Below are 13,970 nucleotides of genomic sequence, written 5' to 3' on the forward strand. Positions count from 1 at the left end.
GGTAGTCTCTTGACGGGCGAATTGCAGCTTTTTAGGTAGAGAGTAAAACATGAAAGATTCACTAGAGCGTTTTTTGTTTGATGGCTTGCCTGTGCGCGGCGAAATTGTTCAGCTTGATGGTACTTATAAAGAAGTGCTTACCCGCCACCCTTATCCGCCTGTATTGCAAAAGCGGATTGGCGAGCTGCTTGCAGCTGCTGCCTTACTTACTGCAACCATCAAGCTTGATGGCACTTTAGTTATGCAATTACGCGGTAATGGTCCGCTTAAAATGCTGGTGGTTGAATGCACCAGCGAGATGACTATGCGCGCTACAGCACGCTGGGAAGGCTTGATTTCCAGCGATGCCACACTGGCCGAGCTGATTGGCCAGGGCCAGTTTTCTATCATGATTGATCCGCAGGATGGTGAAACATGGCAGGGTGTGGTCGGCTTTGAAAAAGGCCAGAGCGTGGCTGAGATTATTGAAAACTATATGCAGCGCTCAGAGCAGCTCGATACCAAAATCTGGCTGGCTGCAGATGGTGAAATGGCCGGTGGTCTCTTGATTCAAAAGTTACCGGAAGGCCAAGGCGATGTCGATGGCTGGGACAGAGTCACCGCCTTATCACAAACCATTCAAGATGAAGAGCTACTGAGCCTGCCACTGCGCGAAACGCTTTATCGCCTGTATAACGAAGAAAAAGTCCGCATCTTTGACCCCGTCACCCCAAGCTTTGCCTGCACCTGCTCCAGAGAGAGGGTGGGCGGCATGCTGAAAATGCTGGGTAAAGAAGAAATCGAAGGCCTACTCGCCGAACACGGCCATGTGGATGTAGGCTGCGAATTCTGCAATGAGAAATACCAGTTTGATCAGGTGGATGTGACCCAGCTCTTTATCGGGCACGGGATCACTGAAGTGAATCCGCAGCTACATTGATATTGGTGATGTTTAGCCATATAGAAACCGCCCAGTATTCGTGATTGGGCGGTTTCTATATTTTATTACTGGGTTTTAAGGTTCAAGCCCTTTGAAGGCAAAGTTAATTTCTACCCGTCGATTTTTTGCATCACTATGTGGAATCCCTTTTAATGGTTGAGAGTCCCCATATCCAGCAACAATAATGTCTTTTGCTTTTTCTTCTGCTAGCCTACCTATGAGTAATTTGCGAGCTTCACGTGCACGTGCGGCCGAAAGAGTAAAGTTGTCATCATATACAGTGCAAAAATGGGAAAAATCAGTGACAGGTTTTGACACGGGAATATTGTCTGTATGCCCATTAATAAATACCTGCGCACCTTTTACTTCCGTTAGATATTTAGCGATTCTTTCCTCTACACTGGCAATGGCTGTTTTTGCCTCGGCAGTGATACATGCGCTACCTCGTTCAAATACATTATCTTTTAGTGTAATTCTGCCTGCTTCAATATCAAAAGAGACTAAATCTGCAGTTCCTTGTTTATTCAGTGAAGATTTTAAGTCAGTCAAAATGGCAGAAACTTTGCTTTTTTGCGTAACTGAGCTTTCTTCCATTTCTTTTTTATGCTTTAGATCCGCATAGGTCTTTTGCAGAACAGACATAACAAGCAAAAGCATAACAACTGCCATTACACCCGCCATTAAATCAGAGATTGACACCCATTCATTTGGCTTGTCTTTCATTTGATTAGTTCCAGGTTGTTTCTATTACTGTTGTTTTTTATTGAAAAAATTATCCCATGCTCAAGTTTATCTATCGCACCTAATATTTTATTGAGGGCCAGTTTTGTATTTTCAGTATTGTTTGCGCTTTTCAAGTGCTCTACAAATTCTTGAATTTTATTAACTGTTACATCAGATTTTTCAGTTATATCTGAATAGCGAGAATTTAAAGAAGATACTTTTTGATTGCTGTCAGATACGGCTTTTAATCCTGATTTAATGCTATCTTGTAGTTTTAATACTAATTGGGTCATTGCTTCTATATTTTCATTTAAACTAATGCTTGTAGTTTCAAATTCTCCGGCAGCTTTTTCTTGTATTTTTTGTGACTTACCAATTGAGTTTTCAACAGAGCTCATTGTTGCGCCAACGCTGTTTGACAGGCTATTTACTGCATTTGCAATTCCTGTAGTGGCTTGGTTAAGATTTTCTGACATCTCGCCCATATTTCTACTAAAACTATTATTCATGTCTGAAATAGTATCACCTAGATCTTTCTTTAGAGTCTGCAATACATCTTTAACGCCATCGTCAAAATTGCTAATGACTAATTGTAGTTTACCTGCAGAGTCACCTACCTTAGCAGCCGCTTTAGCCATGTCTGATGATGATTCTTTCATAGAGCCTAGGTTTTCTAAGTTTTTATCTACAAAATCTTGAAGAGTATTGCGTGTTGCTAAACTATGTTGTGCAATAGTTTCATTTTTGTCTAATTGTAGTTTTAGCAATGACGTGATCGCACCTAGGGCTGCTTTGTTTTGTTGTAAAATTTCACGGCTAGCTACTGTTTCTTCTTGAAATGTATTGGATAAATGCTCTCCAAGCTGTTGAATTGCACCTATAAATTGCGCTTGTTCATTTTGTTTACTTGCCGTTTCGCTGAGGCGCTTAGAATCTAATTCACCTTTTACTTTCCTGATACACCAACGTAGGCGTTGCTCTTCAAAGTCATTTTTTGAAAACCAAACTTTTAATGTAAGAAATGAAATAATACCCCATGTTGATGTTTTAAATTTTGTACCTAAACCCTGCATCATCTCCATTAAATGACTCATAGATTCATCCATGCCAGCCGCTGAGCTCGCACTTAGAATACTTGATGCTTTGTTGAGGGCAATTCCTAGACCTAAAAATGTACCTAATAAGCCAAGGATAAGTAAAATTCCTGGCATTGCTTCAGATAGCTTTTCCCATTTTGTTGCTACGGCATGACTAATATCACTTACTGAGCCGTGCTCTGCATCAAGGTCATCAGAACTATCATTTATAGTGCCCCCATTCCAATTGTTTTCCCAATTTTCTGCTTTTGCAGTTTTGTTGACTTGATAGATGGTCATTCCTGCTCCACCAAACATGAGCGAGGAAAAAAATAGTTCAATGGGTTGATTTAAACTGGGGACTAAGAAGCTCAAAATTTCAATTCCGATGCTCATGCTGCTACCTCAATTTTAGTTAGTTTTTCTGCACGAATTTTACTTTCTTCTTCGAAAATATTTGCAAAGTCAATGATTAGACTTTGTTCTTCTTCGCTTAATTCTTCCCATGCTTTTCCATTCTGAGCACAATCAATAATGATCATCCCAACTCGGCCACCTTCCTCAGCAAGATAGCCTTTTTCTTCTTTTTCTAACTCTTCTGGAGTTTTCTCAAGTACCTGTAAAAAACCTTCTGCTGCAAATATATAGTTACTCATTTCTCGTGTTTTTTTAGCAAGCGCATCTAAGTCTGACTTACGTTTTGGCGTAGAAATAGATAGCTCTTTGAGCATTTCCACTTCTTCAGTATTTAATTCAGACAGTTTCTTTGCAGTTTCAAGTCTGCGGTGCAATACTTTCTCTTTTGAATATTCTTTGTTTGAATTGGTCCATTGATGCTCAAATTCAGATAAATTTTGTCCCCAAGCCATGACCATTTCTTCAAATACAAAGGGAATGATTTTTTTCTGATAGCGGTCATAAATAATATTGTCTAAATAAATCACTTCTTCATCTGAAAGCACAGGTTTTTCCGCAAGCAGCTTTGCTCCTGCTTTGATTAAGAAAATATCATCTAGGCTGATTTCATCAAAATGTTGGGCTGCAGATAATGTTTTTTCTACGCTATCTAATAGCTTTTGAGTAGCACGTAGGCGTAAGTAATGTTCGAAATCAGCAATTGAGTCTGTATCAATAATTTTTTTAATAGCACTTTGAACTAATACATAATCATTAATCATAGCTGCTAATTGAATAGCTTTAGCACCTTCGGATCCTTGTTGTACATGCTGTGCAGCCTCCTCGAAAGCTTCTTTATGCGCTTGTGCTTCTTGAGTTTCTTTCTCGCTAAAAAACGCCTCCTTGAGTTTACGAGCAAGAATAATTGCCCAATTAATTGCTTCTTCTATTTTTTTTAGGATAGGCGAATTTTCTAGCATAAGTAATGCTGTTAAGCCTTTTTCTATAGCTAAAATTGTAGCTTTAAGCCAAGGAATGGGTACTGCATTTGCAATTTTAGATAAAAATGGCGTTATCTTTTGTATATAAGGTTTAACTACAGCCCATGTTTCTTTGACTTTAGCTACAAAGCTTTCAGCTTTATCTGCCATCCAAATCACTACTTCTGCAGCTACTTCTTTTGTTTTTTTCCATGCCGTATTTACAATCTTAGTTGTGGTCGAAACGACACTTTTAGCGATAGAAAATAAACTCGAAATAAAGCCCATAATGATATATTCCTTTTAATTAGTTAACGCCGAGTAATTTTTTGCTGGTTATAGAATCGCTTATTGATTGGCGACGGGTATCCCCACAGGCAACTTCGGCATTTGCACTGCGTATTTGTTTGATTGCAGATTCAAGATGCTCAATTGATAGTTTTGCATCTAGGCTTAATGATTCAGCGTCGAGTAATGCTTTGGGTAGTGATAGGCGCATGCAGGTGCGGATTTCTCTTCCTGAAAAACCATCAGATAATTCACTGCAATTTTCAATTAACAGCCCCCGTTCACCTGCGATTGGTATGCCTTTTACAAGCATTCGATCCCACATTCGTTTTCGGGCTGCGAAATCAGGTAAATCAAATTTAATATGGTGGCTAATTCGGCTACGAAATGCCTCATCATAATTTTTTGCAAAATTTGTGGCAAAAATAGCGATGCCATCAAATCGTTCTAATTCGATAAGAAGTGTAGATCGCATGGCATTCACTTCGTTATCTACTCCTTGTGTTACAGAGGAGAGGCGTTTGCCAAGGAGAGTATCTGCCTCATCAAAAAAAATGACTGCACTACTTTCTCGAGCAGCTTCAAATGCAGCTTGAATATTTTTTGCAGTATCTCCCATAAATTTACTTTCTAACTCAGCAATGCCAAGTTGAATAAATGGTAAATCTAGGGTGCCTGCAAGGGCTTCTGCTGCAAGTGTTTTACCTGTGCCTGGTGGTCCATAAAAATTCAATATGGTACTCATGCCAAGTGGGTCGACCGACGAAAATCCCCAGTCACTATAAATTATTTTATGAAAACGCAGTTTCGCTAGGCACTCATCAAATTGAGTTTTTGTTGATTCTGCAAGAATAACATCCTTGTCCAATTTAAAATTAGCTTTCCTTGTTTGATAGTTGGACGTATTTGTTTTTTTTTGTTCTTCTTTTAATTTACCTCTGAAAGGCGCTTGAAGGCCACTTGAGTTACTCGATTCATGTTTCATTTTTTTTCCATTGTGATTGTGTCTTGCACAGCATCCTTCTTAACTTTCTCAATATACTTCCCCAATCCCACTGTTGAAATCACACCTGCTACAAATACAATTGCAAATGCGGCTAAGCTTTCTAGTGGGGAGTTGTTGTTCCCCATTGCATTTCATTTACTTGAGTAAAATAGATAAAGTGATGATTAAAGTTAGTGTGAAGTTTTGTTTCACTTCATTTTCTAAAGCCAGTTGTAATTTGCTGGGGCTGATGATGCGTAAGTGTGGCATCCAGTTTCAATCATAGAAATTCATTGTTGACCTTGAATAAATCGTGCTCTCGCCCATAAGCTTTCTATTTTCCCCGCTTCGCTATACTCCAATTTTTCATTTCCGCACTGTTTGCATTGCCTTTGTGTGGTTAAAATATCGCTGTTTTGCCAAATAACTTGGCACCAACCACAATTTTTACAGTATGTTTTTATGGCTTTATTTTGGGGGATAGGCATTTTCAATCATTTTTTATAAAAATAATTAATATATTTTAGATATTTATTATATTTAGTTAGAGTGGTTTAAGCGTGTAAAGTCAGCCAGGCCCATGCTGCTAATAACAGCATGCTTAGTAAAAATAAAGCCATTGCACCATTAGGGCGGAGTACGCCGACGAAGCTAAATACGGTAGTAGCGATGCCTCTTTTGACGGTGCTTTTTGCCCGCCAGCTTTGCCACATTTTTAAACCACTCATTAGGCCCGCCCCTACAGCGCAGGATACTAAAATAATTCGGAATAAGATAAAGGGGTCAAGTTGACCGATTGTGATTTTTTTATAAACAAAGCCAATAACGGCCATCAGAAGTGCGGAAGAGCCTGAGATGGCTAAATTGGTAAAGAGCATTTTTCGGCTTTTAATGGTGGCGTCTTCTAGCTCAGTCTTAAGCAATGAAACTTTCTCATTAATTAAAGACGAAGTTTCATCTTTAATTTTAAGGATGCGCTGATCAATTTCATCACCTATTTTTTTTGAGGCGTAATTAACTATTTCTATAATGTCATCTTTGGTCATTGATCGTTGATTATGAATCTCATCAGACAGATCCTTGATATTTTTACTCAAGGTGTTTCCTGCGTTTGCAACTACAGAGTGCAGCTCAACACTTGCTTTTCCTATGGTGGCCTCAAGGCGATCGGCCGCTTGTGAAACGCTATCATCAATGGCGGGTTTAAGACTATTTGTTACAGTTCTGTTTAGTGCGCTTTCAATTTGGCCTAGCTCTTCTTTTAAATCGACATTAAAAAATGACATGATTTCTTTTTCTCTAATAATTTGGTATTTCTGTAATAGTTGTTAATTTAATTGTGTTCAATAGCTATGATTTTCTTGCTCCTCCTTCACGGCATCCCTCTTAACCTTCTCAATATACTTCCCCAATCCCACTGTCGAAATTACACCTGCTACAAATACAATTGCAAATGCGGCTAAGCTTTCTAGTGGGGAGTTGTTGTTGCCCATGGTATTTCCTTTATCATGTTTAATTTTGCGAAGGCTAAATATTTAAGCCGTTGTGAAATATTGCTTCACTTCTTCTTCTAAAGCCAGTTGCAATTCGCTAGGGCTGATGATGCGCACATGCGGTATCCAATACCTAATGAGCGGGAGTATTTGATTGGCGTGGCTGATGTGGCTGCTAATAATCAGGCTGCCGTTTTCTAATTGTTTGACAGTTTCCTGTTGTGGAAATAGTTTTCTGCGTAAAAAGTAATAGGCTATTTGTGGTGCTACGGTGAGGAGGACTTCGGTTTTATCGCGGCTATACCAAATGTCTTCATTGCTTTCTATTTCTGCCTGTATTTCTGTGCTTGGCGTGAAGGTATCGTTGCTGATGCTTAATTGGCTAATACGGCTAAAGGTAAAGGCTTTTAGTTGTTGATTTTCTGTGGCCGCTAGATACCAGATTCCTTTGCTATTGACTAAGCGATAGGGCATTAAGGTGCGTGGTTTACCGGCGTAGCTGAGCTGGCAAATACGTTGCCGCTGTACGCTTCATCTAGCTGAATAAACTGGCTATCGTGGGGCTTGGGCTCTTCGTAATGATGGCCTTTGATGAGGTAGCTGCTATGCGTCAAGGTATCGAGCAGGGCAACCAGAAAGCGCTGGCTGGCATTGGGGAATAGCTGATCGACACCTGTAAGTCTGGCAAAGGACTCTAGGTCTTTAGAGGTCAGCTTACCTCGATAGGCGGTCGCAATTTGGTAGCGACCATCTTCTAGTTTGTTGACAATACCGCCTAGGCGATTTAAATCACGGTAGATGGTACGTTCGCTCACTTTAAATTCATCGGCAAGGGCTTGCCTGCTTAATGCGTCGCCTAAATTAAGTTTGAGCAAAATGGCGGCAATTCTGAATGCTAGGGTTTCATGCTCTGAGTTTACGACTTTCATTGTTTGACTGCTTTTATATAGGTAGTGATTGCTTTTGATTTTTTTTTGGTGCGAAGCTTACACATGTTCGTCATATTTTGCGATGTTTATGTCATAGTTCATATGGGTAATTAAAACATAGCCTGCTGACAGGGCATGGCAGTGGATTAAGCTTAGAAAAAAAGAAGTCGAGGATGGAGTAAGGGAGTCTTGAGGCGTAAAAAAACCGCCATCATTGGATGGCGGTTTTTTGTGGGCTAAAGCTTATTGCTCATTAACAGATTCTGCAGGCTGTTGCCAGGGCAGCGGTACATTGATGCCATTGAGCGTGAAAGCGCCTTTTTCCAGCGATGCTTTGGCAGAGAGCAGGCCGTTTTCGCTGCGGATCAGGTTTTGATCGGTGAGCTTATTGATCTGGCCTTCTACAAATTGCCCTGCCAGATAGTCGAGATCGTCTGCTGCTACGCCGCTGTCTGGCCCGCCAAACATATTGCGGGCTTGCCACATCACCATGGTTTCGATCACTTTGCGTGGTACAGAGAAATCGGCTCTGGCGTGAAGTTTACTTACAAATTCGACCGGTTTATCCAAGTCTTCAGGCTTAAAGCCTTTGAGGCCTACTTCGGTGGTAAAGCGGATTGAGCCATCAGGCAGTTTAACGTCAAACTTTTTAATAGCCAGCAGCGGGTCGTGCGTGAGCAGTGGCATGCCATGTGTTTTAACCAGTTTAACCAGCTCGCCGGAGAACTCATCACGCTTCAGTTGTTTTTTCTGGAGTGCGGTAAATTCATCTGCCAGCTTTGCAAGCGTTGGGCCGTGTAAATGGCTGGCAGTGGCTTGTAGCTCGGCAGGGCCATAGGGCTGATCGTCGAGAATTAAGCGGGCAAGGTTGATATTTGCGCCGCCGTTAATATACTCGCCATCTTCTGCAATATTGCCTGCGTATTTCAGGTTTTCTAATTTAAGCTTAATCGGCGTACCTTCCGATAGCTGCATATTAAAACCGGCCAGATTGGCGTTGGTTGTACCCAGCATCACGCCGGTTTTACCGCGAATATGATCAAAGCCAAAGCTTAAATCATTAAAGGCAAAGGAGAGTTTGCCCTTGGCCTCCCCGGATAAACCCGGTGCATTGGCAATGAGTTTTACGCTGTTGAAATCACCACCATAATTAAGTGTGGCATCAAAGCCTTTCCATTTGGCTTTTACGCCGGAAATGGCTTCTTCATAATCAAAGCTGGGTACTTTTACAGATATAACACCATCGTCATTAAAGCCAATTCTGTTTTCAATATGAATGGGCTTTTGTGTGCCAAAGAATTGGGTTAAAAACTTTTGTGTTTCCGGGGAAAAAACAAATTCAGATTCAACCACTGCTTTATATGGGCGCAGATTAAAGCTGCTTAGCAGTGGGAAGGGGCCGTGCTTAATATGCTGGGTATAGGTCACTTCAAATTTAGGCAGCTCAGTGCCTGCACGCTCAATAAAAAAGCGATAAAGCTCAGGATTAAGCAATAGCGTGGTTTTTTCGTTGGAGCTAAACCAGCCAGGCTGATATTCACGATTTTTTACAATAAAGTAGGGCAGGCTGCTTAGCCATTCATGCTGCTTTTGCAGTGTTTTTTCAGCGGCTTTCCCAGCTACATAGGCACCGCCAATATAGGCTGTGGACAGGATGGCGGCTGTGATTGCACTACCCAGTAATACTTTACGTTTCACCATTGTCTCCGACATTCAATATCGTGCCTCGCGCATCAAAAAGGCGTTTCAGATGCAAGCTTGGCAGAAAAACGGGCGCTTGTGGCGCCCGTTAAGATTGGATTTTATATCCGTTGCGCGAGTTCTACAGCTTTACCAATGTAGTTGCTTGGTGTCAGCTCTTTAAGGCGGGCTTTTTCCAGCTCGGGAATTTCTAAACCATCAATAAATACAGCCAGTGCTTCACGGGTCATACCACTCTTGCCACGGGTCAGCTCTTTTAACTGCTCATAGGCATTAGGCACGGCATAGCGACGCATGACAGTCTGGATTGGCTCGGCCAGCACTTCCCAGTTGGCGTTCAAATCATCCAGCATGGCTTGACGATTGACTTCCAGCTTGTTCAGGCCTTTTAAGCAGGCACTGTAAGCCAGCAGGCTATAGCCTAAACCAACGCCCATATTACGCAATACGGTAGAGTCGGTAAGGTCACGTTGCCAGCGGCTGACTGGCAGCTTTTGCGAAAGATGAGTCAGCATCGCATTAGCCATGCCCAGATTACCTTCGGAGTTTTCGAAGTCAATAGGGTTAACTTTATGCGGCATTGTGGAAGAGCCAATTTCATTCTTATTGACGCGCTGTTTAAAGAAGCCCAGCGAGATATAACCCCAGATATCGCGGTTCATATCAATCAGAATGGTGTTGGTACGGGTAAACGTGTCGTACAGCTCGCTCATGTAATCATGAGATTCAATTTGCGTGCTGTAGGCGTTAAAGCTGATACCGAGGCTTTCTACAAAACGGCGGCAGAAGTTTTCCCAATCAAAATCAGGGTAGGCCGAGATGTGGGCATTGTAGTTACCAACCGCGCCATTGATTTTGCCCAGCAGTTCAATTTTTTCGATTCGAACAAGCTGACGCTCAAGGCGGTAGGCCACATTGGCCATTTCCTTACCCATGGTGGTCGGTGTTGCTGGCTGGCCGTGGGTACGGCTCATCATTGGCGCATCGGCTAAATCGTGGGCCAGCTCTTTGAGCTTAGCGATCATTTCTTTAAGCTTTGGCAGCATCACCGCGTCACGCGCGCCTTTTAACATCAGGGAGTGGCTTAGGTTATTGATGTCTTCCGAAGTACAAGCAAAATGGATGAATTCGTTGGCAGCACTGACTTCGGCGTTGCCGGACAAGCGTTCTTTCATCCAGTATTCCACGGCTTTTACATCGTGGTTGGTCGTGCGCTCGATGGTTTTCACTTCCAGCGCGTGCTCTGGTGAAAACTGGGCGACAACCGCATCGAGTTCAGCGATGGTGGCTGCAGAGAAAGGCTTAATCTCTTCAATGGCCGCTTCTGCGGCAAGGGCTTTTAGCCAGGCAATTTCAACGGCCACGCGGCTTTTAACCAGTGCGTATTCGCTAAAATGTGGACGTAAATCGGCGAGCTGTTTTTCATAACGACCGTCGAGCGGGGATAGGGCGGTAAGGGCTGAAAGTTCCATTCTAAGCCAAGTCTCACGTCTACAAAAATCAAGGCGCTAATTTTACCACAGCCCACGCCTGCTGCTCTTGCCAAACTGCATTGGCCAGACAAATGAAATGGTAAAAAAAACGATGCGGCCGCCGTTTTATCGCGAGGTCAGAGCCGTTATATTCATTGCCCTAGCTGGGCGATTATTAATATCCTACTTTGATGTTAAGTATTTGATCAGTTTAGTGAAATTTTACCAAAGAATTTATCTTGTGTTGTTTGCAACGGCAAAACAAATAAGGGTGACAGCAGAGGCTTAGTCTTGTAAGAATATCACTACAAATAAATCAATAAGAGGATGGGGCGATGAATACTGAAATTACAGCAGACTGGCAAAATTGGATTGTTGAAAATCTGGCTAGGGGCTGCGTACCACAATCATTAGTCGAGGTGATGGCAGGAAAAGGGTTTGACCCGATTTTTGCCAATGCCATTGTTTTTCATTTTTCTAATTTGTCAGCGCAAACGACAGCGGCCGTGCCAAGCGCGGCTTATGTGGCTGAGCGCCCCCGTTTTCCGATGGAAGGCGGGGTTATTCAAACGCATGACCGTGCTGTTCGGGTGAGCGCCAGAGTGAATAAGCCGGTTGTGGCGATTCTAGATGATGTCTTATCACTGGAGGAGTGCGATGAGCTGGTGCGTTTATCCAAGAGCAAGTTAAAGCGTTCGACGATTGTTGATCCGCAAACCGGCGCAGAAGAAGTGATCGATGATCGCAGCAGCTACGGTACTTTTTTTACGGTGAATGAAAATGAGTTTATTGCCAGGCTGGATCGCCGTATTGCCGACGTCATGCACTGGCCGATTGAAAACGGCGAAGGTATGCAAATTTTAAATTACAAAATCGGCGGCGAATATAAGCCGCACTTCGATTATTTCCCCGTTGCCGATAAAGGCAGTCAGGTGCATTTAAAAAATGGCGGCCAGCGTGTATCCACACTTGTAATGTATTTAAATGATGTGGATGAAGGCGGTGAAACGATTTTCCCAGAGCTGGGGCTTGCCGTTGCGCCAAAAAAAGGCTCGGCCGTTTATTTTGAATACTGTAATAGCCAAAGCCAGACCGACCCTCTTACTTTGCACGGTGGTAATCCGGTCAGGAAAGGCGAAAAGTGGATTGCCACTAAATGGATGCGCCAGGGGCGGTTTGGCTGATGGGAGTTAGGGGGCGTACATAGCCGCGAAAATTCCATCCAAAACCCAAGTCTTGAAACACAGAGGGCACAGATAACACGGAGCATCACGGAGAAAACCTAGCTTTCCCGTATGTCTTTCTCCGTGTTCTCCCTTTTCTCCATGGTTTAAGATTTGGGTTTTATGCTGAGGTGGCGTTTTCCGTAGCTAAGTACCAGCTGCTACTTCAGCCTTAGCCTTGATCTGCCCGCCGTAAATTCAGCGTTTCGCCTTGCCCGGTAATCGCTTTGAGCTGCTCCAGCCAGGGCTGAATATCAATCCCCCTTTCTGCCAGCCATGCATCGTTGTAATAAGAATGCGCATAGCGCTCTCCGCTGTCGCAAAGCAGGGTCACAATGCTGCCACTTTGCCCTGCAGCTTTCATTTCTAAAGCCAAAGCCAGCACGCCAGCTAAATTACAGCCAGTAGACCCGCCTACTCTGCGGCCTAGTTTTTCTGCCAGCCAGCGTGTTGCAGCAATCGACAGCGCATCGGGTACTTGAAACATACTGTCTATCACTGCAGGAATAAAAGACGCTTCAACTTTAGGGCGGCCAATGCCTTCAATTAAAGAACCGCAATGCAAGCTTAAGCTGCGATCCTTGCTGCAAAAGGCATCAAAAAATACCGAGTTATCCGGGTCCACACAGGCAATTTTTGTGCTGTGCTGGCGATAACGCACATAGCGCCCAAGGGTGGCAGATGTGCCGCCCGTGCCGCAGCTGGCAACAATCCATTGTGGGATCGGGTGAGGCTCTAATGCCATCTGTGCAAAAATAGATTCGGCAATATTGTTATTGGCCCGCCAATCGGTTGCGCGCTCTGCGTAAGTAAACTGATCCATAAAGTGGCCACCGGTTTCTGCGGCAAGCCTGAGTGATTCACTGTGTAAGGTGGTTGGATCATCAACCAGATGGCAGCGCCCGCCATAAAAAGTAATGGCTGCAATTTTTTCGGGGCTGGTGGAGGCTGGCATAACCGCAATAAAGGGCAGGCCTAATAGCCGTGCAAAATATGCTTCTGAAATTGCGGTTGAGCCGCTGGATGCTTCAATGACTGTGCTTTGGGCATGGATCCAGCCATTTGCAAGGGCGTATAAAAATAATGAGCGGGCTAAGCGATGCTTTAAGCTACCCGTTGGATGGCTGGATTCATCTTTTAAATAGAAATCGATGCTAGGAAAACCCGGTAAATCGAGCGGGATTAAATGGGTATCTGCAGAGCGGTTAAAATCGGCTTCAATCGTGCGAATAGCACGGGCAACCCAAGTGCGGCTATTAGTCATATGCGTCATTACTTTGGTGCGAAAGATATCAGAGCATTTCATGGGGGGCGCTCTGGTTCAAGCAAAAAATGCGGGCAGGGCAAATAAAGTTTTAAGAGTATGCGGGGCAGGCATAAAAAAAGGCACCAGCGGTGCCTTTTGTACTGAATTGTGAGCTTATTTTTTAGCAGGCTGACTGGCTTTCATGGCTGCTTTCGATGCCGCTGCAGCGGCAGGTTTTTCGGCCTTGGCCGGGGCTGCTGTAGCTGCTGCTTTACCGCCAACAGAAATCTCGCCTTTTACTTTGTTGTAAACACCATCTTTAATGCCGGGTACTTTTTTAAGGTCTTCAGCGCTCTTAAAGGGGCCATTTTTGCTGCGATATTCAATAATTGCTTTTGCTTTGGCTGGGCCAAAACCATTCACTGCTTCCAGTTGTTCCTGGCTGGCAGTGTTAATATCTACCGCAGCAAGCGTCATACCGTGCAGTGCAAATGCACCGAGTAATGCGATTAGCCATTTCTTCATGAGATTCCCTTTAT

General features: G+C 43.4%; 14 protein-coding genes. 2 read left to right on the forward strand and 12 right to left on the reverse strand.

The features are described 5' to 3' along the window. The first annotated feature begins 49 nt into the window (after positions 1–49). Complete coding sequence (gene hslO, locus DYD62_RS01085; RefSeq protein WP_115225682.1) at positions 50–919, forward strand: Hsp33 family molecular chaperone HslO; 870 nt, start codon at positions 50–52, stop codon at positions 917–919. Positions 920–994: 75 nt separating this feature from the next. On the opposite strand, the gene DYD62_RS01090 is transcribed toward hslO, so the two are convergent. The 10 genes from DYD62_RS01090 to purB all read right to left on the reverse strand — a co-directional run bounded on the left by DYD62_RS01090 (position 995) and on the right by purB (position 10,962). Beyond that, positions 995–1,642: an OmpA/MotB family protein gene (locus tag DYD62_RS01090; protein ID WP_115225683.1), complete on the reverse strand. Its 648-nt coding sequence runs from the start codon at positions 1,640–1,642 to the stop codon at positions 995–997. Next, on the reverse strand, positions 1,639–3,114 hold the full coding sequence (locus DYD62_RS01095) for a hypothetical protein (RefSeq protein ID WP_115225684.1): 1,476 nt from the start codon (positions 3,112–3,114) through the stop codon (positions 1,639–1,641). The genes DYD62_RS01090 and DYD62_RS01095 overlap by 4 nt, the downstream gene beginning before the upstream one ends. Continuing rightward, the gene (locus DYD62_RS01100; protein WP_115225685.1) at positions 3,111–4,382 is read right to left on the reverse strand and encodes a hypothetical protein; all 1,272 of its coding nucleotides are present in this window, start codon (positions 4,380–4,382) and stop codon (positions 3,111–3,113) included. Before DYD62_RS01100 ends, DYD62_RS01095 begins: the two co-directional genes overlap by 4 nt. 19 nt (positions 4,383–4,401) lie before the next feature. Beyond that, on the reverse strand, positions 4,402–5,367 hold the full coding sequence (locus DYD62_RS01105; protein ID WP_115225686.1) for an ATP-binding protein: 966 nt from the start codon (positions 5,365–5,367) through the stop codon (positions 4,402–4,404). A gap of 290 nt (positions 5,368–5,657) precedes the next feature. After that, positions 5,658–5,855, reverse strand: a complete 198-nt coding sequence (locus DYD62_RS23400; protein WP_132038586.1) for a hypothetical protein — start codon at positions 5,853–5,855, stop codon at positions 5,658–5,660. A 66-nt stretch (positions 5,856–5,921) separates the two neighbouring features. Continuing rightward, positions 5,922–6,653: a hypothetical protein gene (locus DYD62_RS01110; RefSeq protein ID WP_115225687.1), complete on the reverse strand. Its 732-nt coding sequence runs from the start codon at positions 6,651–6,653 to the stop codon at positions 5,922–5,924. Positions 6,654–6,902: 249 nt separating this feature from the next. Next, complete coding sequence (locus DYD62_RS23755; protein WP_233702853.1) at positions 6,903–7,334, reverse strand: WYL domain-containing protein; 432 nt, start codon at positions 7,332–7,334, stop codon at positions 6,903–6,905. Continuing rightward, a complete protein-coding gene (locus DYD62_RS23760) occupies positions 7,334–7,789 on the reverse strand; it encodes an HTH domain-containing protein (RefSeq protein ID WP_207916259.1) in 456 nt (151 codons plus the stop codon). The genes DYD62_RS23755 and DYD62_RS23760 overlap by 1 nt, the downstream gene beginning before the upstream one ends. A 243-nt stretch (positions 7,790–8,032) precedes the next feature. Then, positions 8,033–9,502, reverse strand: coding sequence for a YdgA family protein (locus DYD62_RS01120; protein ID WP_115225688.1), 1,470 nt, complete (start codon positions 9,500–9,502; stop codon positions 8,033–8,035). 89 nt (positions 9,503–9,591) lie between these two features. Further along, on the reverse strand, positions 9,592–10,962 hold the full coding sequence (purB, locus tag DYD62_RS01125) for an adenylosuccinate lyase (protein WP_115225689.1): 1,371 nt from the start codon (positions 10,960–10,962) through the stop codon (positions 9,592–9,594). Between the two features lie 335 nt (positions 10,963–11,297). Between purB and DYD62_RS01130 the strand changes: the two genes are divergently transcribed. Further along, positions 11,298–12,146: a 2OG-Fe(II) oxygenase gene (locus tag DYD62_RS01130; protein ID WP_115225690.1), complete on the forward strand. Its 849-nt coding sequence runs from the start codon at positions 11,298–11,300 to the stop codon at positions 12,144–12,146. A 211-nt stretch (positions 12,147–12,357) separates the two neighbouring features. Here the strand turns inward: DYD62_RS01130 and DYD62_RS01135 are convergent, their stop codons facing one another. Together DYD62_RS01135 and DYD62_RS01140 are read right to left on the reverse strand one after the other, a co-directional pair. Continuing rightward, positions 12,358–13,491, reverse strand: coding sequence for a PLP-dependent cysteine synthase family protein (locus tag DYD62_RS01135; RefSeq protein WP_276527782.1), 1,134 nt, complete (start codon positions 13,489–13,491; stop codon positions 12,358–12,360). 114 nt (positions 13,492–13,605) lie between these two features. Further along, complete coding sequence (locus tag DYD62_RS01140) at positions 13,606–13,956, reverse strand: ComEA family DNA-binding protein (protein WP_099398531.1); 351 nt, start codon at positions 13,954–13,956, stop codon at positions 13,606–13,608. Positions 13,957–13,970 lie beyond the last annotated feature (14 nt).

It is taken from the genome of Iodobacter fluviatilis (assembly GCF_900451195.1).
Classification (GTDB): Bacteria; Pseudomonadota; Gammaproteobacteria; order Burkholderiales; family Chitinibacteraceae; genus Iodobacter; species Iodobacter fluviatilis.

Excerpts from the sequence above, each read along its gene's own strand:
- DYD62_RS01095 (WP_115225684.1), bottom strand. The coding sequence starts at position 3,114 with ATGAGCATCGGAATTGAAATTTTGAGCTTCTTAGTCCCCAGTTTAAAT.
- DYD62_RS01135 (WP_276527782.1), bottom strand. The coding sequence starts at position 13,491 with ATGAAATGCTCTGATATCTTTCGCACCAAAGTAATGACGCATATGACT.
- hslO (WP_115225682.1), top strand. The coding sequence starts at position 50 with ATGAAAGATTCACTAGAGCGTTTTTTGTTTGATGGCTTGCCTGTGCGC.
- DYD62_RS01100 (WP_115225685.1), bottom strand. The coding sequence starts at position 4,382 with ATGGGCTTTATTTCGAGTTTATTTTCTATCGCTAAAAGTGTCGTTTCG.
- DYD62_RS23755 (WP_233702853.1), bottom strand. The coding sequence starts at position 7,334 with ATGCCCTATCGCTTAGTCAATAGCAAAGGAATCTGGTATCTAGCGGCC.
- DYD62_RS01120 (WP_115225688.1), bottom strand. The coding sequence starts at position 9,502 with ATGTCGGAGACAATGGTGAAACGTAAAGTATTACTGGGTAGTGCAATC.
- DYD62_RS01090 (WP_115225683.1), bottom strand. The coding sequence starts at position 1,642 with ATGAAAGACAAGCCAAATGAATGGGTGTCAATCTCTGATTTAATGGCG.
- DYD62_RS23400 (WP_132038586.1), bottom strand. The coding sequence starts at position 5,855 with ATGCCTATCCCCCAAAATAAAGCCATAAAAACATACTGTAAAAATTGT.
- DYD62_RS01130 (WP_115225690.1), top strand. The coding sequence starts at position 11,298 with ATGAATACTGAAATTACAGCAGACTGGCAAAATTGGATTGTTGAAAAT.
- DYD62_RS01110 (WP_115225687.1), bottom strand. The coding sequence starts at position 6,653 with ATGTCATTTTTTAATGTCGATTTAAAAGAAGAGCTAGGCCAAATTGAA.
- DYD62_RS01140 (WP_099398531.1), bottom strand. The coding sequence starts at position 13,956 with ATGAAGAAATGGCTAATCGCATTACTCGGTGCATTTGCACTGCACGGT.
- DYD62_RS23760 (WP_207916259.1), bottom strand. The coding sequence starts at position 7,789 with ATGAAAGTCGTAAACTCAGAGCATGAAACCCTAGCATTCAGAATTGCC.
- purB (WP_115225689.1), bottom strand. The coding sequence starts at position 10,962 with ATGGAACTTTCAGCCCTTACCGCCCTATCCCCGCTCGACGGTCGTTAT.
- DYD62_RS01105 (WP_115225686.1), bottom strand. The coding sequence starts at position 5,367 with ATGAAACATGAATCGAGTAACTCAAGTGGCCTTCAAGCGCCTTTCAGA.